This is a genomic window from Trinickia sp. Z7 (assembly GCF_056498045.1).
Window position 1 is genome coordinate 1 of record NZ_JAUEQW010000024.1, and the last position, 20,922, is coordinate 20,922.

The window sequence follows — 20,922 nt, forward strand, 5'->3', positions numbered from 1 at the left end:
TCGTTGCAGAACTTCATGTGTCGCGCGAAAACGGTGATCCAGATATGAAGGACGCGCTGAAACGTTGGATCGAAGACCCAACTTCATTGTGGACGAAACCCAGTGGCGAGCACCGCGTGGTTTTGTCCCACCCAGACGTCAAATTGCGTCTTCTCGACTTGGCCGATGATCAACAACCGCAGTTGCGTGCCCGGCTGCGAGAAGGGGGCATAGAGCTTTAGGTCTGGTTCCAGAGCGAATCTGTAACCCGGCGCAAGAAGGTCGGATTGTCAACGAACCAAGGGCTATTTGTTATTACCGAGTGGCTCATGATGGCCGAATCCAGTCTGGCGTAGAGCGGGCCGGGTGGTAGGCCACTGATCGGCCGTGTCGGGCAGAAGTCGACCCTCAGCCGTCTGCGGTCCGAATGGATGCCGCGCAACCGCTGTAACTCGTTGCACGAACATCCAAACGTCACGACTGCACCGGGGTGAAGCCGTCGGGACTCCAGTCCCCGCTCCCGACCCCGTGATGGACGAAAAGGAATCCCGCGGGGTCGTAGCGGCTCTTGATCGCTTTCAGCCGTGCATAATTCGCCCCCCAAAACGCTTCGCGCCAGTCTCCCCGGAAAAAATCTGTTTCCGAAAGATAGGAGCCGCTTTGCGGTGACAATGCTTTAATAACGCTCGCGGCTTTGGCCACACGCTCGGCTTGGCGATGAGCCTCTGTCATGTCAGGCAGTGTGATCGGGAGACCCGCAAACGGCGGCGGACCGCCCGCAGTCACGATCGCCAAGGCGAACGCGTCAGCAACTTTCGGATTCATCGCGCACTGACGTGCGCTTTCCTTCACCTCCGCGGGGGCGCCCGCGAGTCCCTTGTTGACATGCAGTTCCACGGCCTGAAATTGGGCGGCGGCCATGAGCGCTCCAGCAAATCGACTACGTTGGGTTGGTTCGAGAAGCGTCGCGCGCAGCCATTGCGACTCGTAGCTGTGCCAAAAGCAATCCCAACTTCGAAAGAGCCAAACAACTGCGAACAGATGCAGCAAGACGTGCATGTTCTGAACGGGTACGGGAGCCCGGTATATCACTGTCGAGCGACTAACTGCTTGGCTGTGCTCGACTCTCACCGGTAAGCAGCAACCCCGAAACCGAACGCGGTATATCGACCTCTTACAATGCCGTTCGCCCCGACCTTCCAGGCGTCTTGGATATGCACGCTGGGCCGATTCTGCGTTTCCCATCCACATGACAAACAGCGATGTGGCCGAGCCAAACGGCCGCGCCGGGCTCCCCCGTCTTCCTGCAACCTCCATGGTTAGCGCATATCCCAGCTTGCCAACGGTCAGTCCCCAAGACGAACTTTATTCTCCCAAGACGGACTTTATTACATAGGCTCACAGCAGCAACGCTCGTGAGCGACTCCCACCCGTTTACTTGACACCTAAACTATTTACACCTAAATTTCCCCCATCGACACGCGAGGAGGCACCATGCGCATCGTCTGCATCGGGGGCGGGCCCGCCGGGCTCTACTTCGGCTTATTGATGAAACTGCGCAATCCGGCGCACGAAGTCTCCGTCATCGAGCGGAATCGCCCCTACGACACCTTCGGCTGGGGCGTAGTCTTCTCCGACCAAACGCTAGAAAACCTGCGCACTGCCGACGCCGCGAGCGCCGAGATGGTCCTCGATGCGTTCAACCACTGGGACGACATCGACGTCCATTTCGGCGGACGCACCATTCGCTCCTCTGGCCACGGGTTCTGCGGCATCGGGCGCAAACGTCTGCTCAATATCCTGCAGGCACGCTGCGAAGCGCTGGGCGTCCAGCTCGTCTTCGAAACCAATGTGACGAATGACGAGGATTACGACGCCGATCTCATCATCGCCTGCGACGGCGCCAATAGCCCCATTCGCCAGAAATACGCCGCGACGTACCGCCCCGATGTCGACGTGCGCGATTGCCGTTTCGTCTGGCTAGGTACCCACAAGCTGTTCGATGCCTTCACCTTCGCCTTCGAAAAAACCGAGTGGGGCTGGTTTCAAGCGCACGCCTACCGTTTCGACCAAGACACCTCGACCTTCATCGTCGAAGCGCCCGAGCGCGTCTGGCGCGCGGCCGGCCTCGACGAAATGAGCAAAGAAGACGGCATCGCGTTCTGCGAACGACTATTCGCGAAGTACCTAGACGGACACCCGTTGATGTCGAACGCCGCGCACCTGCGCGGCTCCGCGCAATGGATTCGATTCCCGCGCGTGGTCAACCAACAGTGGGTGCATTACAGGCCGCGGGCGAACGGCGGCGCGACACCCGTCGTACTCATGGGCGACGCCGCCCATACGGCACATTTCTCGATCGGGTCCGGAACGAAGCTGGCGTTGGAAGATGCAATCGCACTCGCCGATAGCATCGATGCCCACCCTCACGATCTGCGCGCCGCCCTCGCCCACTATACGGAAACGCGCAGCGTCGACGTGCTGCGCATTCAAAACGCCGCGCGCAATTCGACGGAATGGTTCGAGCACGTCAGCCGCTACGCTTCGTTCGATCCGGAGCAGTTCGCCTACTCGCTGCTCACGCGCTCGCAACGCATCTCGCACGAAAACTTGCGTCAACGCGATCCGCACTATGTGCGCTCGTTTGAGCAATGGCTTGCTCAGAAAGCCGGCATCGAAGGGGCGCGCGATACGAAGCAATCCATTCCCCCCATGTTCACCCCGTTCTCGGTGCGCGACGTCAAGCTCAAGAATCGCGTCGTCGTTTCGCCAATGGCGCAATACTTGGCCGTGGGCGGCACGGTGGGCGATTACCACCTAACGCATCTCGGCGCGCGTGCGATGGGCGGGGCCGGACTCGTCATGACAGAAATGACCTGCGTTTCGCCGGAAGGGCGCATCACACCCGGCTGCCCCGGCATGTACACCGACGAGCATCTGCATGCTTGGCGCCGCATCGTCGAATTCGTCCATCGCATGAGCGATGCAAAAATCGGCATGCAACTGGGCCATGCCGGTGCGAAAGCATCGACGCGCGTCAGTTGGGAGGGCATCGATCAACCATTGCCCGATGGCAATTGGCCGATCGTTTCCGCTTCGCCGCAACAATATCTCGCCGGTATCAGCCAGTGGTCGCACGCGGCCACCCACGACGAGCTGCGCGAGATCGAAGCGCAATTCGTGCGCGCAGCCGAACGAGCCGAGGAAGCCGGCTTCGATTGGCTCGAACTGCACTGCGCGCATGGCTACTTTTTATCGGGCTTCATCTCGCCGCTCACGAACCACCGCACCGACGAATACGGCGGCTCGCTCGAAAACCGGCTGCGCTTTCCGCTACGAGTGTTCAACGCGATCCGGCAGGTTTGGCCTGAAGGCAAGCCGATCTCCGTGCGCATCTCGGCGAACGATTGGGTGGAGGGCGGAACGACGCCGGACGATGCCGTCGAAATCGCGCGCGCGTTCAAAGCAGCCGGCGCCGACATGATCGACGTGTCGTCAGGACAAGTCAGCAAAGCGGAAAAACCCGTCTACGGTCGCATGTTTCAGACGCCGTTCTCGGATCGTATCCGCAACGAAGCGGGCATCGCCACGATCGCGGTGGGCGCGATCTCCGAAGCCGATCACGTCAACAGCATCATCGCCGCAGGTCGCGCCGATCTTTGCGCCGTTGCCCGGCCCCACCTGGCCAATCCGGCCTGGACCCTCACCGAGGCCGCAAAAATCGGTTACTTCGATGTCGCGTGGCCGAAGCAATACGCGGCCGCAAAAGTCCAGCTCGAACGCAACTTCGAGCGCGAACGCGCGACCCAGGCCGCAGCTGCTACGCCTTCGGAGGTGGCCCAATGAATGCGAAAACGACGCTGCATTCGCTGGATGATCTACATGCAGTCGTCACGGGCGGCGGCAGCGGCATCGGCGCAGCAATCGCGCAAGCGCTCGTCGATGCGGGTGCACGCGTGACCCTCATGGGCCGGGATTCGGCGAAGCTCGAAGCACAACGCACGGCGCTCGGCGCACTCGGTGCATCGCGGGCGATCCACTGCGCCACCGTGGATGTCACGGACCCCGACGCCGTGGACGATGCCTTCACATCGGCGCGCAATGCACTCGGTCCGGTCGATGTGCTGGTCAACAATGCCGGGCAGGCGCAAGCTGCACCGTTCGCCAAGACCGACCTCGGGTTGTGGCAACGCATGCTCGAGGTCAACTTGACCGGCGTATTCCTCTGCACACGAGCCGCATTGCCCTCCATGATCGAGCACGGCTTCGGCCGAGTCGTGAATGTTGCGAGCACCGCGGGGCAAATCGGCTACCCCTACGTGACGGCCTATTGCGCCGCGAAGCACGGCGTCATCGGGTTCACCAAAGCGCTCGCACTCGAAACGGCCACGACGGGGGTCACCGTCAACGCCGTCTGCCCTGGCTACACCGAAACACCGTTGTTACAGACCTCGCTCGATCGGGTCGTCGCCAAAACCGGCCGAAGCGCAAGCGAAGCACGCACGGCGCTGCAACGCGCCAACCCGCAACGGCGCTTCATCGCTCCAGCCGAAGTCGCTCATGCGGTGCTGTGGCTCGTCATGCCCGAATCGTCCTCGGTGACGGGCCAATCGATTTCCATCTCTGGCGGAGAAGTAATGTGAGCGACGCCGTTCGCGCCTCGACAAAGAAGAAAGCCGCACCGCGCGAAGCGCGGGCGGTGAACGTCGTCGACCTCGAAATGAGCACAGGCGCCGACAGCCACACGAGCCTGCGGCTGTGGCTGCGCCTTTTGACGACGACCAACCTCGTGCAGACCGAATTGCGCCGCCGCTTGCGCACGGAATTCGACACGACGCTGCCGCGCTTCGACTTCATGGCGCAACTGGAACGCCACCCCGAAGGGCTGAAGATGAGCGAGATTTCCCGACGCCTGATGGTGACGGGCGGCAATGTGACAGGGCTGACCGATCAGTTGGAAAAGGAAGGCCTCGTCGCGCGCGACGCCGATCCCACCGATCGCCGCGCCTTCACGGTACGGCTCACGCCCGCGGGCCGCACGCTGTTCGACAAAATGGCCCAAGCGCACGAGCGTTGGGTTGTCGAATTGTTCGGCGGCCTGTCGATCGACGATAAATCGAAGATGCAGCAGCGTCTGGGCAAGCTGAAACAGCACCTGCTCGATTGCGTCAAGAGCTGAAGCGGGCGAGCCGCTGAGCGATGCCAAAGGATAGGAGAACTAAGCAATGACGGATGCCTCGATGAACGCCGATGCGCTGCGCGCTGGAAATCGCACGACACTTGCACAGTATCGCTCGCGTCACTTCGGTTGGCGCGTAACGGGCAGTGTCGGCACGGTCGTGCTCGATCGCCCGGAGCGCAAGAATCCGTTGACGTTCGATTCCTATGCAGAGCTGCGCGACCTGTTCCGCAGCCTCGCTTATGCAACGGACGTCAAAGCCGTCGTCATTCATGGTGCAGGCGAAAACTTCTGCTCGGGCGGCGACGTTCACGAAATCATCGGTCCGCTGATCGGCCTGCCGATGCCGGAGCTTTTGATGTTCACGCGCATGACGGGCGATCTCGTCAAAGCCATGCGCCACTGCCCGCAGCCGATCGTCGCCGCCGTCGACGGCGTCTGCGCGGGAGCCGGCGCGATCATTGCGATGGCCGCCGATATGCGGCTCGCCACGGCGCGCAGCAAGTTGGCGTTCTTGTTCACACGAGTCGGCCTAGCCGGATGCGACATGGGTGCATGCTCGATCCTGCCGCGCATCATCGGCCAGGGGCGCGCGTCCGAGTTGCTGTTCACGGGGCGCTCGGCCAGCGGCGAAGAAGGTTTCGCCTGGGGCTTCTATAACCGTCTGAGCGCACCTGACCAGCTGATAGCGGATGCCGAAGAACTCGCTCGATCGATTGCGTCGGGTCCGACATTCGCGCACGGCATCACGAAGAAGATGCTGCACCAAGAGTGGAACATGAGCGTGGACGAAGCGATCGAATCGGAAGCGCAGGCCCAAGCGATCTGCATGGCGACGCGGGACTTCGAGCGCGCGTATCGCGCGTTCTCGGCCAGGACGCGTCCCGTCTTCGAAGGAGACTGACATGGCAAGCGCCCAGTGGCCGGACATGCTCGATTGGCCTTTCTTCGAGGAACGGCATCGCAAGCTGGCCGTCGACCTGCAGGCATGGTGCGATGCGCACGGCTCGCTCCTGACGCACCGGGAGCCCATGCAAAGCGGCCCGAACGGCAGAGCGAACGTCGACGAATACTGCCGCCGCCTCGTGCGCAAGCTCGGAGAAGACGGTTGGCTGCGCTATGGCATAGGCGGCGCCGCATACGGCGGCCATGGCGATACGATCGATACGCGCGCCGTCTGTATCTTGCGCGAAACGCTAGCACGCCATTCGGGTCTGGCCGATTTTGCGCTTGCCATGCAGGGGCTCGGTTCGGGCGCCATCTCGCTCGCGGGCACCGACGAGCAAAAGCGCCGCTATTTGCCGCGCGTTGCGAGCGGGCAAGCCATTGCGGCATTTGCCCTGTCGGAGCCCGATGCCGGCTCGGACGTCGCGGCGCTTTCGCTCGCAGCGCGAGAGGACGGCGATCACTATGTGCTCGATGGCGAAAAGACGTGGATCTCGAACGGCGGCATCGCCAATTTCTATGTCGTCTTCGCACGCACCGGCGAGGCGCCGGGTGCGCGCGGCATCAGCGCATTCGTCGTCGATGCGGACACGCCCGGCTTCACGATCGCGGAGCGCATCGACGTCATCGCGCCGCATCCGTTGGCGCGGCTGCGCTTCGAGGGCGCGCGCGTGGCGAAAGCGCAGCGACTAGGGGCTGCCGGCGAAGGATTCAAGCTCGCGATGCGCACGCTCGACATCTTTCGCACGTCGGTGGCCGCCGCATCGCTCGGCTTCGCGCGGCATGCGCTGGCGCAGGGGCTGCATCGCGCAGCGACGCGCCGTATGTTCGGGCAGACGCTCGGCGATTTTCAGCTGACGCAAGCGAAGCTCGCGGAGATGGCGCTCACGATCGACTCCGCAGCCCTGCTCGTCTACCGCGCGGCATGGATGCGCGACCAAGGCAAACGCGTCACGCGCGAAGCCGCCATGGCGAAGTGGCACGCGAGCGAGGGCGCGCAGCGCGTGATCGACGCGGCCGTCCAATTGTGGGGCGGCCAAGGCGTTTGCAGCGGCACGCCCGTCGAGACGCTCTATCGCGAGATTCGTGCGCTGCGTATCTATGAAGGCGCAACGGAAGTGCAACAGTTGATCATCGGCCGCGACCTGCTCAAAGAGCATGCGCAAAGAGGGGACACGGCGCACGGTCATGGAGCGAGCCAATGAGCGAGCAAGCGCCCATCGTCTTCGAACGCCCCGTGCGCATCCGCTTCGCGCACTGCGACCCGGCGGGCATCGTTTTCTTTCCGCAGTATCTGACGCTGACGAACGCGCTCGTCGAAGACTGGTTCACCGATGCACTCGGCATCGACTACGCCGATATGATTGCGCGCCGCCGCGTGGGCCTACCCATCGTCAAACTCGAATGCGAATTTGCGCGGCCGAGCCGCATGGGCGAGACGGTTTCGCTCGAGCTTTCGTTGACTAAGCTCGGTCAGCGCTCGATAGGCATCGATATTGTCGGCCGAGGCAACGACGGCGTTCGATTCGTCGCGCACCAAGTGCTCGTCACGACGTCGCTCGACACCGGGCAATCGATCGACATGCCCAACGATATCCGCGCGGCGCTGCAACGAGCGGCCGCTTCTTCATCCCCGAACGCTCACGAGGCCCTTAGATGAAACGTCCCCTGTTACCGGCCGGTTGGTCCAAGCCGCGCGGTTATGCCAACGGCGTCGCCGCGCACGGCACGCAAGTGTTCGTCGCCGGACAAATCGGCTGGGACCACACGGAGCAATTCCGCTCCGATTCATTCGCCGAGCAAGCACGGCAAGCGCTCGAAAACATCGTCGCCATATTGAAAGAAGCAGGGGCACGGCCCGAGCACCTCGTACGCATGACCTGGTACGTGACCGATAAACGCGAATATCTCGCGGCGGCGCGCGAGGTCGGTCAAGCGTTTCGCGAGTTGATCGGCGATTACGACATCGCCATGAGCGCAGTGCAAGTGGCCGCGCTCATCGAAGAACGCGCCAAAGTGGAAATCGAAGCCACCGCCGTGATACCCGACTGACCCGGAGCGAGCCATGGAACCGTCAGCCCATGTCGATACGTTTGCGCGAGACCATTTGCCGCCGCAAGATCATTGGCCGGTCTTACTGCTCGACCACCCCGATCTCGCCTACCCCAAGCGTTTCAACTGCGCGACGGAGCTGCTCGACGCCACCATCGCGGCCGGGCACGCAGATCGCGTAGCGATCTGGTCGGAAGTCGACGATACGCCGCGCGGCACGACCTACCGCGAGCTCCGCGAGATGGTCGATCGTTGGGCGCATGTGCTCGTCGAGGAAATGTCGCTCGCGCCCGGCAACCGCGTGCTGCTGCGCGGACCCAATACGTTGCAGATGGCAGCCGCGTTCCTGGCGAGCTTGAAAGCGGGGTTGGTGGTCGTGCCGACGATGCCGCTGCTGCGAGCAAAGGAACTGAAGCAGATCGTCGACAAAGCGCAGATCCGCACAGCCCTTTGCGATGCGCGTTTGATAGAAGAGCTCGACCGATGCTGCGACGAGAATGACGAGTTCTATTGCGCCGATCTCGTCGACGTACGCGTGTTTCATAGCGATGCGCCTGGTTCCATCGAGTCGTTGGCCGCAACGAAACCCGCGCAGTTCACGGCGTGCGATACGGCGGCGGACGACGTCTGTCTGATCGCATTTACAAGCGGCACCACCGGAGCGCCGAAAGGCTGCATGCATTTCCATCGCGACGTGCTCGCGATGTGCGATCTGTTTCCGCGTCACATTCTCAAGCCGACTTGCGTCGATGTGTTTTGCGGGACGCCGCCGCTTGCTTTCACATTTGGTCTTGGCGGCTTGCTGTGCTTTCCGATGCGCGTGGGCGCATCGACCGTGCTGATCGAGCGGCTCACACCCGAAACGCTGCTGCGCACCGTCGAACGCTTTCATGCCACGACGATGTTCACCGCGCCGACGTTCTATCGGCAGATGGCGCCGCTCGTACCACGCTTCGATATCGCGAGCTTGAAGAAAACCGTATCGGCGGGCGAGGCGCTGCCCGACGCTACACGCTCGCTTTGGCGCAAGGCGACGGGGATCGAGATGATCGATGGCATCGGCGGCACGGAGATGATCCATATTTTCATTTCGTCGTCCGGCGACGAGGTGCGCCCCGGAGCCATCGGCAAAGCCGTGCCGGGCTATGTGATCGAGGTGGTCGACGACGAAATGCATCCCGTCCCCGCCGGCACGGTCGGCAAGCTCGCCGTGCGCGGGCCGACTGGTTGCCGCTATTTGGCCGACGAGCGCCAAAAGAAGTTCGTGCGTGACGGCTGGAATCTGCCCGGCGATGCGGTCTATGTCGATGCGGACGGCTACGTCTTCTATCAAGCGCGCGCCGACGACATGATCGTATCCGCGGGTTACAACATCTCGGGACCCGAGGTCGAAAGCGTCTTGATGCAGCATGAGGCCGTGGCCGAGTGCGGCGTGATCGGTGCGCCCGACGACGAGCGCGGGCAAATCGTGAAAGCGTTCGTGGTCGTCAAACCGGGCTACGTGGCCGACGATGCGCTCGTCGCCACCGTGCAGGCGTTCGTCAAACAGACGGTCGCGCCGTACAAGTACCCGCGCGTGATTCAGTTCATCGATGCATTGCCGCGCACGGAGACGGGCAAGCTCAAGCGGTTCGCGCTGCGCAGCCTGTGAGCGCTCTACATCTGCTTGAACAAACCCGCATACGCTCTACTGACGGGCAGCACTGCGTCATGATCGAGCAGGTGAATGCGTAGTCTGCCCAGCAAGTCACGTTCGATTCGATCGACCGCCGCATAGGCCACTATCACGCCGCGATGCACTTGGGCGAAGCGGTCGCCGTCCAAGCGCGGCAGTAGCTCTTTGAGCGGCGTGCGAATCAAATGCCGCCGATCGCGTGTGACCGCCTCGGTGTACTTATCGGTCGCCTGAAAGAACAAGACGTCTTCGATCGATACGAGCTTCGTGGTGTCTTTGACCCCGACCGTCAACCATCGAATCGGCGCCGCTTCCCTCGACTGCCCTAGCTCGTCGGCCGTTGCCCCGCGCTCCGGTGCGCCGCTGTGCTGCAAACGCGCGATACAGCGCAAGAGGCGCTCGTCCGTTACCGGCTTGAGCAAATAGTCCGTCGCGGCGGCGTCGAACGCTTCCACCGCATGGGCATCGAACGCGGTTACGAACACCACGCGCACAGGCGCGGCCAGTTGCGCGACCTTCAGGCCATCGATGCCCGGCATGCGAATATCGAGGAAGGCGAAGTCGGGGCGCTTCTCGTTCAACTGCGCCAGCGCCTCCACCCCGTCCCGCGGCATCGAGACGATCTGCAGTTCGGGCCAAAAGCGCGCTAGGCGCGCAGCGAGTTCGGCCGAAAGATTCGGCTCGTCGTCGGCAATCAGAGCGGACGGCATGAGCGACGGCCCCCTAGCGAAGCGGAGAAATCGGAATGCACAGGCTGGACGTGACACCGCGCGCGCCTCCGGTGTTCGCGACGACAGACACGCTCGCGCGCGGACCATACACGCTATTCAACCGAGCACGTACATTTGCGAGCCCTACGCCGCCATGCAACTTCGTGCCGTGTCCGAGCCCAACGCCTGTGTCGATGACATCGAGCGTCAACATATCGTGTTCGATTCGCCCTGCGATGCGAATCTCGCCCCCGTCGATCGACGGCTCGATTCCGTGCAGCAAGGCATTTTCCACGAGCGGCTGCATCAGCAACGGCGCGAGCGGCACTTGCCGCATCGGCTCGCCCACGTGGATCGAATAGCGCAACCGGTCGCCGAGGCGAATCGAGGCGATGTCGAGCAGCGCTTGCACGAGTTCGAGCTCGTCCTTGAGCGTCGAGGCCGCATCGCGTGTGCGTTTCAAGCTGGCACGCAAGTATCGATTGAGGCTATCGAGCATCGACGCCGCACGCTTCGGGTCACGCTCGATCAAACTCTGGACATTCGCCAGCGTATTGAACAGGAAATGCGGTTCGATCTGCGCTTGCAACAGGGCGAGTCGCGCCGCCGTCTCGGCTTGCCGCAATTCGGCTGCCTCGCGCCGTTGGGTTTCCAACGATGCGCGCATCCGCATCGCTTGCGCAGATACGGCGCCGAACGCACACGCTACGCCCGCAATGACGAACGACGTACCGTAGTGAAGCCACGCGTCGAGGCTCGAACGACCCAGCAAATGAGGCACGCCGCCGACCGTGTAGGCAGCGATTTCAACGCCCGCCACCACGCTCAACGGCGCAATCAGCAGCACCCTTGGTAAGAGGCCGAAGCGCCCCGCGCCGCGCGCGCCGGTCAACCTCCCAAGCGCCGAGGCGCTCAAGCCGATGCCATTTCCGACCACGAGATACCGCAGCAAGGGCTCGTCGCGATGCGCCGTCCAAAAACCCGCGCTGACGATGCTGCAAAACGCGACGAGCCATAAGAGCGAGACGACGCCGTGCGCGAGCGGCGCCGGACGGCGCGGACCGTCACCGAGCAGCCATAAGCGGCCAGGCAGAGAGCGCTTCAACTTGCCCGCAGCGCCGTTGCGATCGGCAATCGCGCCGCACGCACCGCCGGTAGCAAGCCCCCGAGCATACCGATCGTGCAGGCAACGAACACCCCCGAGACGAGCAACGAGGCGGTGACCGTCAAATGAAACACGACCTGGGTGAACCCCGCGCCGAGGGTGTTGACGGTGTTGCCGTTAAAGAACAGCCATGCCGCACCGGAGCCGATCGCACTGCCGATGATGGAAAGCAGCAGCGACTCGACCAACACCGAAATCACGATCGGCATGCCGGAGAAGCCGATCGCGCGCAGCGTCGCGATTTCACGGCTGCGTGTGGACACCGCCGTGTACATCGTGTTGAGCGCACCGAAGCACGCCCCTAGCGCCATGATGCCGCCCACGAAATACGCAAGCAGATTCAAAAGCTTCGACAAATTGCGCGATTGCGCCGCGTAATAATCGGCCTCGCGCTGGACGCCCACCTTGAGCGTCGGGTCGGTCGTCAACGCACTCTTGAATCGATCGAACGCAGCCGCCGAATCGAGCATGACCGTCACGGATTGGAACACATTGCGCCGATACGCGGAAAGCACGGTCTCGGCATCGCCGTGCAACTCCGACTCGTGTGCATCGCCGCCACTTTCGAAAATACCGACGACGGTCCATTCGGAGTCGCGAAAGGCGATGCGGCTGCCGAGATCGAGCCCCTTGAACTGCGCCACGGCCGATTTGCCGACGATCAATTCGCGCACGGCGGGGCGAAACATCCGTCCGGCAATCAAGTGCATTTCAGGCCGCAGCTTCGCCGCGTTTGCCCCGACCCCGCGCAACGTGACGTTCGCGTCGGCCCCATCCTTCTTTTGCGGCAAGGCGACGATCACGACCGCTTCGGCCGAAGCAACCGGCCGTCCGGCTTCGTCTTTGCGCGCACCGGGCGCATCCATGATCGTCTGCGCGTTTTCTCGATCGATGGTGCTCTCGAGCTCGGCCTGCGAGCCCGCGCGCAGCACGATGGCCCGGTCGGCGCGTGCCGTGCCCTTCAACGTGCGTTGAAAACCCGCGGCCATCGCCAATACCGAAACCATGACCGCCACAGTCACGGCAATACCGATCACGATGACCCACGCCGTACCGATGCGCTGCGGCAAACTGCGCAGGTTCATCGACGTCACGGCAACGATTTGCTTGATCATGAGCGCAGTGCCTCCACGATGACGAGCCGCTTGGCGCGCCAAGCCGGAACGATGCCTGTCGCCACAGCGAGCAGCGCGGCCATCAGCACGCCTTCGGCGATGACGGTCACGGGCATTTCGACCACGCCGAGCGTGCCGCGCAGCATCGGAAAGAGCAGATCGGCTATGGCAAGCCCGAGCAGCGCTGCAAAAACGCACAGCGCCAGCGATTGCACGAGAACGAGCACGAGCATGCGCGTATCGGAAAAGCCGAGTGTCTTGAGCACGGCCAATTCGGGCACTTGCTCACGCACGGCCTGCATGACGGTGCTTCCGACCGCGAACAACAGCGCGAAGAAAACGGCGAAGAGGATATAGGTGACGATGAGATTGATGTCGCCGATCTGCTTCATGAACGACTGTTGGAACTCCTTCTCCGTTTGCGTCTTGGTTTCGTCGGGCGAATTGGCGAAGCGGCGGTCGATCTCTGCCGCGATCTGCGCCGATTGGCTGGGGTCTTTCACCTGCACGATGTACCAGCCCACCTTGCCCTTCGCGAAGCTGCGCGCTTCGTCGAAGTACTTGTAGTTGAAGAACATGGCGTCTTCGCGCGAACGTTCGCTCGGCACTTCATAGATGCCGACGATCGTGAAATCCCAATCGGAATTACCGTCCGAGGCTTTCACCCAAATCGTGGAGTGCAGCGGAATGCGATCGCCGATCTTCCATCCGTACTTTTTCGCCAAGCCCGCGCCGATGATCGCGCCGTCGCGCGTGTGCTCGAGTGCGGAAAGTTGGTCCTTGGCGACGATCATCTCCGGGTGTGCCGGAAACTCGCGCTCGGGCTCGACCGGAAACGCGGCGATAAAGTTTTTCGGATCCTGGTAATAAGGCCCGAACCACGATTCGTGCGAGACGCGCTGCACGCCTGGGATCGTTTCGAGCTGGTTCATGTAGGCGTACGGCAGGCTTTCTGTGATCGAGATCTTGTTCGTCACCACGAGGCGATTGACGTTCGAACGTTCGATGGTTTGCTTGAACGCCGAGTTCACGCCTTGCAGCATGCCGAACAGCAGAAATGCGATCACGATGGAGAGCAGCGTCAGCGAAGTTCGCACCTTCTTGCGCCAAAGCATCGCCCATATCAGCGGGATGAATTTCATCGTCTACGCCCTCGCGTTAGGCTTCCGTCTTTTGCCGCTCTTCGACGAATCGGCCCTTGTCGAGATGCAGCGTATGCGTTGCATAGTCGGCCGCCTTTTGATCGTGCGTGACCATGACGATCGTCTTGCCGTACTCGCGGTTGAGCACCTGCAGCAAGTGCAAGATTTCGTCCGCCGTGGTGCGGTCGAGATCGCCCGTCGGCTCGTCGCATACGAGCAACTGCGGATCGGACACGAGCGCGCGGGCAATCGCCACGCGCTGCGCTTGCCCGCCCGACAACTCCGACGGTTTGTGCTTGGCGCGATCCTCCAAGCCGACGATCGCGAGCGCCGCATGCACGCGCTTGCCGCGCTCGCCTTTAGACAGCGAAGTGAGCAGCAACGGCAGTTCGACGTTGCGCTCTGCCGTGAGCATCGGCATCAAGTTGTAGAACTGAAACACGAAGCCGACGTTGTTCGAACGCCAACGCGCAAGGCCGCCGCCGCGCAATTGATCGATGCGCTCGCCCGCGACCACGATTTCCCCGCTCGTCGGCTGATCGATGCCCCCGATCAAATTGAGCACCGTTGTCTTGCCCGATCCGGACGGCCCCATCAGAGCGACGAAGTCGCCGTCGGCAATTTGCATGTCGAGATGGTGCAGCACTTCGACTGTTTGCTTGCCGCGCGTGTACGTCTTGACGACGTCCTTCAGAGACACCATGGCAGTCATTTCGCTTTGCTCCTTCGATCTCGATTCTGGATTCTGGGTTCGAGGGTTGCGTTGCCGATTTATCGATCGACGACCTTCACGTGCGCGCCGTCGGCCAATTTCGTGAAATCGCCTACCGCCACGCGCTCGCCCGCAGACAGCCCGGCGAGCACCGTTTGCGCCTCGGCGTCGCGCGCGCCCAGCTTCACTTCGCGGCGCTCCACCGTGTCGTCGTGCAACACATAGACCGTGCCGGTCGCCGAACCGGTGCTCGCCTGCACCGCATCGGCCGGCAACGTGACCGCGCCGGCGCTCGCCGCGCCGTTCGCGTCGTTTCGCGCACGGCTTAGGAACGAGACGCGCGCCCCCATCTCCGGCAAGATGCGTGGGTCGCGCGACTTGAAGCCCACGCGCACCTTGACCGTCGCCTTGCTGCGATCGGCCGTGGGCACCACCGCAATCACGTAGGCCGGGATGCTCCAGTCGGGATAGGCGTTCAGCTTGAGCGTCGCGGGTTCGTCCGCGCGCACGCGGCTGATGAAGTTTTCGCTGACGTCGACTTCGACCTCGAGCGAATCCATATCGACGAGCGTGCAAATGCCGCTACGTGTGAAACCGCCCCCCGCCGAAAGCGGCGAAACGATTTCCCCCGGTTGCGCGTTCTTGCTCGTCACGACACCCGTGAACGGCGCGCGTACGGTCGTATCGTCGAGATCGCGCTGCGCCACTTCGAGCGCCGCCCGGCGCACGGCCAGATTGCCTTCCGCGACGGCCACATCCGTCTGCTTCGCATCGTAATTCGCCTTGCTCTGATCGAGCGCGGTGGTGCTGATCACGCCCGCGGCGGCAAGCTTGCGATCGCGCGCGTAGATCGGCGCGATATCGGCCGCCGCGGCCTTCGCCTGCAGCAGCGTGCTTTGCGCCTGCGTCACGCCTGCCTTCGCTTGCAGCAGCGTGGCCGTTGCGTTGCGATCGTCGAGCTTGGCAACGACGTCGCCCTCTTTCACGTGCATGCCTTCCTCGATGAACAACTGTGAAAGCTTGCCCGTGATCTTCGCCGACACCGTAGCTTGACGACGCGCCACGACGTACCCCGACGCATCGAGAATCGATGCTCCGCCTTGCGCGCCGGAGCCCGTCGCTACGGGCCGAGCGACGGCCACTTTCACCGCCGGCGCGGCGGAATGCAAACCAAAGAAAGCAGCCGCCCCGAGCGCGATCAGCAAAGCGATCAGCGCCGCCAGCCACCACCACAGGCGCCGCGACGAGGTGCTCTCCGTGGGCCGTGCGTCGCGATCGATCCGCAACTGCCGCAACAACTCCGATTTATCGGTCATGTAATCGACTTCCGCGATATGTATTGGATGATCCTGCCACCGCTACCCTGCCCGCTGCCCGCTATCGATCGGCCTGCGCGCTTTCGCCCGCCCGCTTCCAATCGCCGCCCAATGCGAGGAACAGCGCAGCCGTGTCTTGGTAACGCGCCGCCAACGCCTGCACATAAGCGACGCGCGCGCGCTGATACTGCTGCTGCGCGATGAGCAGTTCGAGGTGATTCGCGCCACCGAGGCCAAAACGCTGTTCGATCAAATGCAAGCTGTCGGCCGCGGCCGTTTGCGCGCGATATTGCGCCGCCAGCGTTTGGGCATCGGCGTCCAATGCATGCAGCGCATCGGCCACGTTCTTGAACGCGAGCAGTACGGTTTGCCGGTATTGCGCGAGCGATTGATCGTAAGTGGCGATCGCCGCACGCCGCTTGGCGCTCAGCGTGCCGCCTTGAAACAACGGCGCCGTCACGTTCGCACCCAGCGAAAATACCGTGCTGTTGAACAACGACCGGAAAGAAGACGTCGATTCGCCATAGCTGCCCGTAATGCCGATCTGGGGCAGCATGTTCGCCGTCGCGACGCCGATCTGCGCGCTCGCTTCGTGCAACTGGGCTTCGGCTCGTCGGATATCGGGCCTTTGGCGCACGATTTCGGAGGGCACCATCAGCGGAATATCGAGCGGCAATTTCAGCGCGGCAAGGTCGAACGCGGCTTCGCCGTACTCGCTCGGCGGCTTGCCCAGATAAACGGCGAGTTGGCTGCGCGCAGCCGCAAGCTGCTGCCGTAGCGGCGGCAACGTCGCTTGCACGGTCGCCAAATTCGATTCGGCCGACAAAACATCGGAACGAGCCGCACCGCCTAGCTCGAACTCGCGACGACTCAAATCGACCTCATGCTGCGCCGAGGCAACGAGCTCTTCCGTCGCGGTAATTTGCGCGCGCAGCGAAGCTTCGAGCACCGCGGCCGTCACGACGTTGGCCGCGAGCGTCTGGTAAGTCGCTTGCAGTTCCTCGCGCTGCGCGTCGCGGCCGGCTTTTTGGGCCTCGATGCCGCGCCGCACGCCGCCGAACACGTCGAAGTTGTACGACAAGCTCACCGACGCGTTGTAAAGCGTGAATAGAAAATCCCCGAACCCCGGAAAGCCTTGAGCGGCGCCGTTCAGCTTTTCTCGCGTGGCGCCCGCGCTGCCGCCGATCGACGGAAACAACCCGCCGCGCTGCGCGTTCACCTGTTCTTGCGCAACACGCAACGCGGCTTGCGCCGAAGCGATCGTCGGACTATTGGCCAACGCAGTTGCGACGAGCCCATCGAGTTGGGCCGATCCGTACGAAGTCCACCACTGCGACGAAAGCTGAGCCGCGGGATCGAAGCGTTGCGCGGCGCCGCCCTCGATCGGCGTGGCTTGCGTTTGCGCAGGCAGCGGCTCGCGTGTCAGGCTGGCCGTGGCGGGCGCCGCCGGCGGTTTGAAATCGGGACCGACGGCGCAACCGCCGCAGGCAAGCAACGCGGCGCACGAGAACAACACCGCCGCAACGCCGCCACGCCGCGTGCGCGCATGGCATTCGGGGCTTACTCGACGCAATTGGCCACGCTCTTTGTTTTCCATATACCGAATTGGGGCTATTCGACTCAATTCCCCCGATCTGGCGACGGAGGTAAAAATGAAGCGGGCTATCGGGAGATCAAATGCGGCACAGAGTATAGCGCCCGCTTTCTTTTATCGATAGTCGCATCGCCGAAGCGACGCCCGCGCCCGCATCGATAGCCCCGCTCGACTCGCTCAAGGAGTCCGGCATAGCCTTGCGCTCGCCCCAAAGTCTCTTCACTACGAGACTCAGGAGTCGATACGGCCCGTATGAGTGCGCTATTTCCCGTTAACCGGCGCTAGCGGCATTTCGTCGGCGCTTCATGCGATTCGTCGCACGAAGCCCCAAGCGTATCGGAGCGCCAATACACTGGACTTCGTTCGCGCGTAAAGGCGCCGCATCGAAGACTCGTCATAAAAAAGCAAGGAGCGATTCCATGCATTTCATTCCGACTTACGTTTATTTTTTGCTCGCGGCACTCGTCTATGTGGGGGTGCGCCGGTGTTTTCCGCGCACAATGCGCCCGGAGCGCCTGCTCGTATTCCCGCTCGGCTTCCTGGCCCTCGGGGCAGCGAGCCTCGAGCGGGCATTCCCGGGCGCCGATCTCTCGATGAATGTCGTGTCGCTCGCAATGCTGGCCCTTGGCGCGGGCCTCGGTTGGATGCACGCGAGCCGTTGGCGGCTGCAGTTCAATGTCACGGATAAGCGCATCAAGGTGCGGATACCGGGCGATCCGAGCTTGCTCGTAACGCTTCTGCTCTCCTTTGCCTGCAAATTCGTCCAGCACTACGCGGTGGCCGCCCATGCGTCATGGAGCACCTCCATTTCTTTCGAATTCATCACATTTTCCGTATGGGGCCTCTTGGCCGGCCTGCCGCTCGGGCGCGCGCTCAACGTGGTGGTTCGATCGATGGAGGCCAGAAGCCGCGATGCGGGCGTTCCTAGCTTCGAATGAAGCGAGCGCATCGAAGCGTCCGCCCCTAGGGGATGGAACGACAATTGCTTTCCCGTGACAACGCCCGTTGGCACGTCGTCCCCGCTTAACGCCCGTTGCCTCAAGGAACGCAACGCTTTGCCGCTGCGTTCGGGCGCATACGCTCCTCGAGCCCGACAAAGGGCTGGACCCTCGCGCGATATGCAAGTGGTTGCGTATCATATACACCGAGGCAGCCCCCAAACGAAGCGAAAGGCCGCGTGCCGGTGCGAATCATGCCGGGTTGCCGGCGAGTCCATCGCGAACCACCCGTCGCGAGGCGCCGGCGCCGCCGGTGCCAGCTCACTCCATTTGTGCATAACAATCGCTATGTCTGATCACAGCCGAGGACGTTCGCCCGAAAGCCGTGACGTCCCCTCGAACGGCGCCAAAGAGCGGTTCGAGGCGGCGCACGCGAGCGCCGCGCTTCATGGCGAAGGGCATACCGACGATGCGGGCCAGCCCCTCATCTCCCAACTCGAACACGAGTTGCGGCGCACGCGCGAGCAACTGCAGGCGGCAAACGAAGCGCTGCGGATCGTCAAAGCCGAGCTCAGCGCCAAGGCCGCGGAGACAAGCAAGATCAACGGCGAAGTGGAGCGGCGGCGCGACGAGTTCCTGGCGGTCGTATCCCACGAACTGAAGCATCCACTGAACCTGATCAGCGCGAATACGGAGCTCATCGCGCGCTCGCCCGAGGCGCATGCAAACGCCGCGATTGCCAGAGCGGCCGATACGATACGCCGTACGGTCATCGGGCAAGCACAGATCATCGACGATTTGCTCGACATGTCGCGTCTGCGCACCGGCAAACTGTCGATCACGCGGCGGCCCGTCGACCTCAAAGAAGTCGTGCAACGCATCTGTCACACGATGCACGACGAAGCACAGCGCAAGGATGTCGATTTCCGGCTTTCGGTGCCGAGCGAGCCGGTATCGGTGAACGCCGACCTGACACGGGTCGAGCAGATCGTCTGGAATCTCGTCAGCAATGCGCTCAAGTTCACCGAGGGCGACGGCAAAATCGCCGTGCAGCTTTCGATCGACGAACATGACGCGGTCCTGAGCGTGTCCGACAACGGCGTCGGCATCGATCCGGCTACGCTGCCGCATATCTTCGAGATGTACCGGCAAAGCCGTGTCACCGCTGCGGCCGTGCGCGGCGGCCTCGGTATCGGGCTATCGCTCGTCAAAGAGCTGGTCGCGATCCATGGCGGCCAAGTACACGCCCATTCCGAGGGTATCGGGCGCGGTGCGACCTTCACGGTCAAGCTGCCGCGCATCGTCGAGACGGTCCCCCATGCGGCCGGCGGCCCGAACTCGACCACCTTCTTGAGAGGTGAACGCGTGTTGATCGTCGACGACGACGAGGACACGCTCGAGGCCTTCAAACTGCTGCTCGAAATGGAAGGCGCAGCGGTGACGATCGCAACGAGCGGCGAGGAAGCGCTCGAATCGCTCGCCAAGCTGACGCCATCGGTGATCTTGTCGGATCTCGGCATGCCCGGCATGAGCGGGTTGGAGTTGATTCAGGCCGTGCGCCGGCGGCCCGAGTTCGAATCGATCAAGGCCATCGCGCTCAGTGGCTTCGGCAGAACATCCGATGTCGAAGAGGCCGAGCGGGCCGGGTTCGATGCGCACTTGACCAAGCCCGTGATGCTCGATGCGTTGTTGAGCGCCATCGCGCAGGTGCGGACAAAACCGCGCTCAGCAGCGCCGTAACCGCCTCGGCTATTCGCTTTCGGCGCTTGCCTCGCTTGCGCCCCGTGCCCCCTATAAAAGGTTGGGCGTGCCGACCCACATGAGCAAGGCCTCCTGCTCGCCCGTGTTTTCCCAATGATGCGCATCGGTCGAATCGTAATGCGCCGAATCACCGTTGCGGAAAACGTAGGTCTTGCCTTCGAGCGTCAACGTCACGGTGCCCGAGAGCACATACCAGAACTGCTCGCCCGCGCGCGCGGTAAGGTCGTCGAGCTTGCGCCCGGCGGGGATGCGCACGAGCAGCGCTTCCATGCGCCCGCCCGCCATGACCTGCGTGAGCCGCGCGAAACGCTTGTCGGCATCGGCGAAACCGAAAAACGTCAGCTGATCGCCGCGCGCGACGTATCGCTCTTCACGCGGCGCATCGAGCAAATACTGCACTTCGACGCCCAGCACGCGGGCGATCGCCACTAGGGTCGCGACCGAAGGCCGCGCCCGACCGCGCTCGATCTGCGACAAGAACGGCGTGGAGATGCCCGCGCGCGTGGCAGTCTCGTCGAGCGTCAGCGCCAAGCGCTGGCGCAAGGAACGAATTTTCGACCCGAGCACGGTGGAATGCGCCCGGTCGCCCTCGATCCACGTGCCCTGCTCGCAAGTCTTTCGGTGGCGCCTCATGCCGTC

19 protein-coding genes and 1 pseudogene are annotated in these 20,922 nt (G+C 62.8%); 11 read left to right on the forward strand and 9 right to left on the reverse strand.

Features of this window, described 5'->3' with window-relative positions; translation table 11 throughout:
- Positions 1 to 221, forward strand: a pseudogene (locus tag QQS38_RS24895) (hypothetical protein); the annotation flags it as partial.
- Positions 222 to 453: 232 nt separating this feature from the next.
- On the opposite strand, the gene QQS38_RS24900 reads toward QQS38_RS24895, so the two are convergent.
- Positions 454 to 900: a BBE domain-containing protein gene (locus QQS38_RS24900; protein WP_479648013.1), complete on the reverse strand. Its 447-nt coding sequence runs from the start codon at positions 898 to 900 to the stop codon at positions 454 to 456.
- Between the two features lie 573 nt (positions 901 to 1,473).
- Between QQS38_RS24900 and QQS38_RS24905 the strand changes: the two genes are divergently transcribed.
- Genes QQS38_RS24905 through QQS38_RS24940 form a run of 8 tightly spaced genes read left to right on the forward strand, consistent with a single transcriptional unit; the run spans position 1,474 to position 9,806 of the window.
- The gene (locus QQS38_RS24905) at positions 1,474 to 3,825 is read left to right on the forward strand and encodes a bifunctional salicylyl-CoA 5-hydroxylase/oxidoreductase (protein WP_479648014.1); all 2,352 of its coding nucleotides are present in this window, start codon (positions 1,474 to 1,476) and stop codon (positions 3,823 to 3,825) included.
- Positions 3,822 to 4,622 carry an SDR family NAD(P)-dependent oxidoreductase gene (locus QQS38_RS24910; protein ID WP_479648015.1) on the forward strand — a complete coding sequence of 267 codons (801 nt, stop codon included), beginning with the start codon at positions 3,822 to 3,824 and terminating at the stop codon, positions 4,620 to 4,622. The genes QQS38_RS24905 and QQS38_RS24910 overlap by 4 nt, the downstream gene beginning before the upstream one ends.
- Positions 4,619 to 5,158 (forward strand): MarR family winged helix-turn-helix transcriptional regulator, encoded by a 540-nt coding sequence (locus QQS38_RS24915; RefSeq protein WP_479648016.1) that lies wholly within the window; start codon positions 4,619 to 4,621, stop codon positions 5,156 to 5,158. Before QQS38_RS24910 ends, QQS38_RS24915 begins: the two co-directional genes overlap by 4 nt.
- Positions 5,159 to 5,204: 46 nt before the next feature.
- Positions 5,205 to 6,062: an enoyl-CoA hydratase family protein gene (locus tag QQS38_RS24920; protein ID WP_479648017.1), complete on the forward strand. Its 858-nt coding sequence runs from the start codon at positions 5,205 to 5,207 to the stop codon at positions 6,060 to 6,062.
- 1 nt (position 6,063) lies between these two features.
- Positions 6,064 to 7,308, forward strand: coding sequence for an acyl-CoA dehydrogenase family protein (locus QQS38_RS24925; protein ID WP_479648018.1), 1,245 nt, complete (start codon positions 6,064 to 6,066; stop codon positions 7,306 to 7,308).
- Positions 7,305 to 7,763: an acyl-CoA thioesterase gene (locus tag QQS38_RS24930; protein WP_479648019.1), complete on the forward strand. Its 459-nt coding sequence runs from the start codon at positions 7,305 to 7,307 to the stop codon at positions 7,761 to 7,763. Before QQS38_RS24925 ends, QQS38_RS24930 begins: the two co-directional genes overlap by 4 nt.
- Entirely contained in the window at positions 7,760 to 8,155 is a 396-nt protein-coding gene (locus QQS38_RS24935) for a RidA family protein (RefSeq protein ID WP_479648020.1), read from the forward strand. Before QQS38_RS24930 ends, QQS38_RS24935 begins: the two co-directional genes overlap by 4 nt.
- A 13-nt stretch (positions 8,156 to 8,168) precedes the next feature.
- Entirely contained in the window at positions 8,169 to 9,806 is a 1,638-nt protein-coding gene (locus tag QQS38_RS24940) for an AMP-binding protein (RefSeq protein ID WP_479648021.1), read from the forward strand.
- Positions 9,807 to 9,811: 5 nt separating this feature from the next.
- Here QQS38_RS24940 and QQS38_RS24945 read toward each other — a convergent pair whose 3' ends face one another.
- The 7 genes from QQS38_RS24945 to QQS38_RS24975 form a co-directional block, all read right to left on the reverse strand.
- A complete protein-coding gene (locus QQS38_RS24945) occupies positions 9,812 to 10,540 on the reverse strand; it encodes a LytR/AlgR family response regulator transcription factor (RefSeq protein WP_479648022.1) in 729 nt (242 codons plus the stop codon).
- Positions 10,541 to 10,553: 13 nt separating this feature from the next.
- Entirely contained in the window at positions 10,554 to 11,615 is a 1,062-nt protein-coding gene (locus tag QQS38_RS24950) for a sensor histidine kinase (RefSeq protein WP_479648050.1), read from the reverse strand.
- Between the two features lie 26 nt (positions 11,616 to 11,641).
- Positions 11,642 to 12,820, reverse strand: a complete 1,179-nt coding sequence (locus QQS38_RS24955) for an ABC transporter permease (RefSeq protein ID WP_479648023.1) — start codon at positions 12,818 to 12,820, stop codon at positions 11,642 to 11,644.
- The gene (locus QQS38_RS24960) at positions 12,817 to 13,962 is read right to left on the reverse strand and encodes an ABC transporter permease (RefSeq protein ID WP_479648024.1); all 1,146 of its coding nucleotides are present in this window, start codon (positions 13,960 to 13,962) and stop codon (positions 12,817 to 12,819) included. The genes QQS38_RS24955 and QQS38_RS24960 overlap by 4 nt, the downstream gene beginning before the upstream one ends.
- Before the next feature lie 16 nt (positions 13,963 to 13,978).
- Positions 13,979 to 14,674, reverse strand: a complete 696-nt coding sequence (locus QQS38_RS24965; RefSeq protein ID WP_479648025.1) for an ABC transporter ATP-binding protein — start codon at positions 14,672 to 14,674, stop codon at positions 13,979 to 13,981.
- A gap of 59 nt (positions 14,675 to 14,733) precedes the next feature.
- On the reverse strand, positions 14,734 to 15,990 hold the full coding sequence (locus QQS38_RS24970) for an efflux RND transporter periplasmic adaptor subunit (RefSeq protein WP_479648026.1): 1,257 nt from the start codon (positions 15,988 to 15,990) through the stop codon (positions 14,734 to 14,736).
- A gap of 61 nt (positions 15,991 to 16,051) precedes the next feature.
- On the reverse strand, positions 16,052 to 17,587 hold the full coding sequence (locus tag QQS38_RS24975; RefSeq protein WP_479648027.1) for an efflux transporter outer membrane subunit: 1,536 nt from the start codon (positions 17,585 to 17,587) through the stop codon (positions 16,052 to 16,054).
- Positions 17,588 to 18,003: 416 nt separating this feature from the next.
- Between QQS38_RS24975 and QQS38_RS24980 the strand changes: the two genes are divergently transcribed.
- Entirely contained in the window at positions 18,004 to 18,522 is a 519-nt protein-coding gene (locus QQS38_RS24980) for a hypothetical protein (RefSeq protein ID WP_479648028.1), read from the forward strand.
- Between the two features lie 348 nt (positions 18,523 to 18,870).
- Positions 18,871 to 20,262 carry a hybrid sensor histidine kinase/response regulator gene (locus QQS38_RS24985; RefSeq protein WP_479648029.1) on the forward strand — a complete coding sequence of 464 codons (1,392 nt, stop codon included), beginning with the start codon at positions 18,871 to 18,873 and terminating at the stop codon, positions 20,260 to 20,262.
- A 51-nt stretch (positions 20,263 to 20,313) separates the two neighbouring features.
- Here the strand turns inward: QQS38_RS24985 and QQS38_RS24990 are convergent, their stop codons facing one another.
- On the reverse strand, positions 20,314 to 20,916 hold the full coding sequence (locus tag QQS38_RS24990) for a helix-turn-helix domain-containing protein (RefSeq protein ID WP_479648051.1): 603 nt from the start codon (positions 20,914 to 20,916) through the stop codon (positions 20,314 to 20,316).
- Between the last annotated feature and the right edge of the window lie 6 nt (positions 20,917 to 20,922).

Bases quoted from the DNA above. Each gene is read 5' to 3' on its own strand.
- QQS38_RS24900 (WP_479648013.1), bottom strand. From the start codon at position 900: ATGGCCGCCGCCCAATTTCAGGCCGTGGAACTGCATGTCAACAAGGGA.
- QQS38_RS24905 (WP_479648014.1), top strand. From the start codon at position 1,474: ATGCGCATCGTCTGCATCGGGGGCGGGCCCGCCGGGCTCTACTTCGGC.
- QQS38_RS24910 (WP_479648015.1), top strand. From the start codon at position 3,822: ATGAATGCGAAAACGACGCTGCATTCGCTGGATGATCTACATGCAGTC.
- QQS38_RS24920 (WP_479648017.1), top strand. From the start codon at position 5,205: ATGACGGATGCCTCGATGAACGCCGATGCGCTGCGCGCTGGAAATCGC.
- QQS38_RS24925 (WP_479648018.1), top strand. From the start codon at position 6,064: ATGGCAAGCGCCCAGTGGCCGGACATGCTCGATTGGCCTTTCTTCGAG.
- QQS38_RS24930 (WP_479648019.1), top strand. From the start codon at position 7,305: ATGAGCGAGCAAGCGCCCATCGTCTTCGAACGCCCCGTGCGCATCCGC.
- QQS38_RS24935 (WP_479648020.1), top strand. From the start codon at position 7,760: ATGAAACGTCCCCTGTTACCGGCCGGTTGGTCCAAGCCGCGCGGTTAT.
- QQS38_RS24940 (WP_479648021.1), top strand. From the start codon at position 8,169: ATGGAACCGTCAGCCCATGTCGATACGTTTGCGCGAGACCATTTGCCG.
- QQS38_RS24945 (WP_479648022.1), bottom strand. From the start codon at position 10,540: ATGCCGTCCGCTCTGATTGCCGACGACGAGCCGAATCTTTCGGCCGAA.
- QQS38_RS24955 (WP_479648023.1), bottom strand. From the start codon at position 12,820: ATGATCAAGCAAATCGTTGCCGTGACGTCGATGAACCTGCGCAGTTTG.
- QQS38_RS24960 (WP_479648024.1), bottom strand. From the start codon at position 13,962: ATGAAATTCATCCCGCTGATATGGGCGATGCTTTGGCGCAAGAAGGTG.
- QQS38_RS24965 (WP_479648025.1), bottom strand. From the start codon at position 14,674: ATGACTGCCATGGTGTCTCTGAAGGACGTCGTCAAGACGTACACGCGC.
- QQS38_RS24970 (WP_479648026.1), bottom strand. From the start codon at position 15,990: ATGACCGATAAATCGGAGTTGTTGCGGCAGTTGCGGATCGATCGCGAC.
- QQS38_RS24975 (WP_479648027.1), bottom strand. From the start codon at position 17,587: ATGGAAAACAAAGAGCGTGGCCAATTGCGTCGAGTAAGCCCCGAATGC.
- QQS38_RS24980 (WP_479648028.1), top strand. From the start codon at position 18,004: ATGCATTTCATTCCGACTTACGTTTATTTTTTGCTCGCGGCACTCGTC.
- QQS38_RS24985 (WP_479648029.1), top strand. From the start codon at position 18,871: ATGTCTGATCACAGCCGAGGACGTTCGCCCGAAAGCCGTGACGTCCCC.
- QQS38_RS24990 (WP_479648051.1), bottom strand. From the start codon at position 20,916: ATGAGGCGCCACCGAAAGACTTGCGAGCAGGGCACGTGGATCGAGGGC.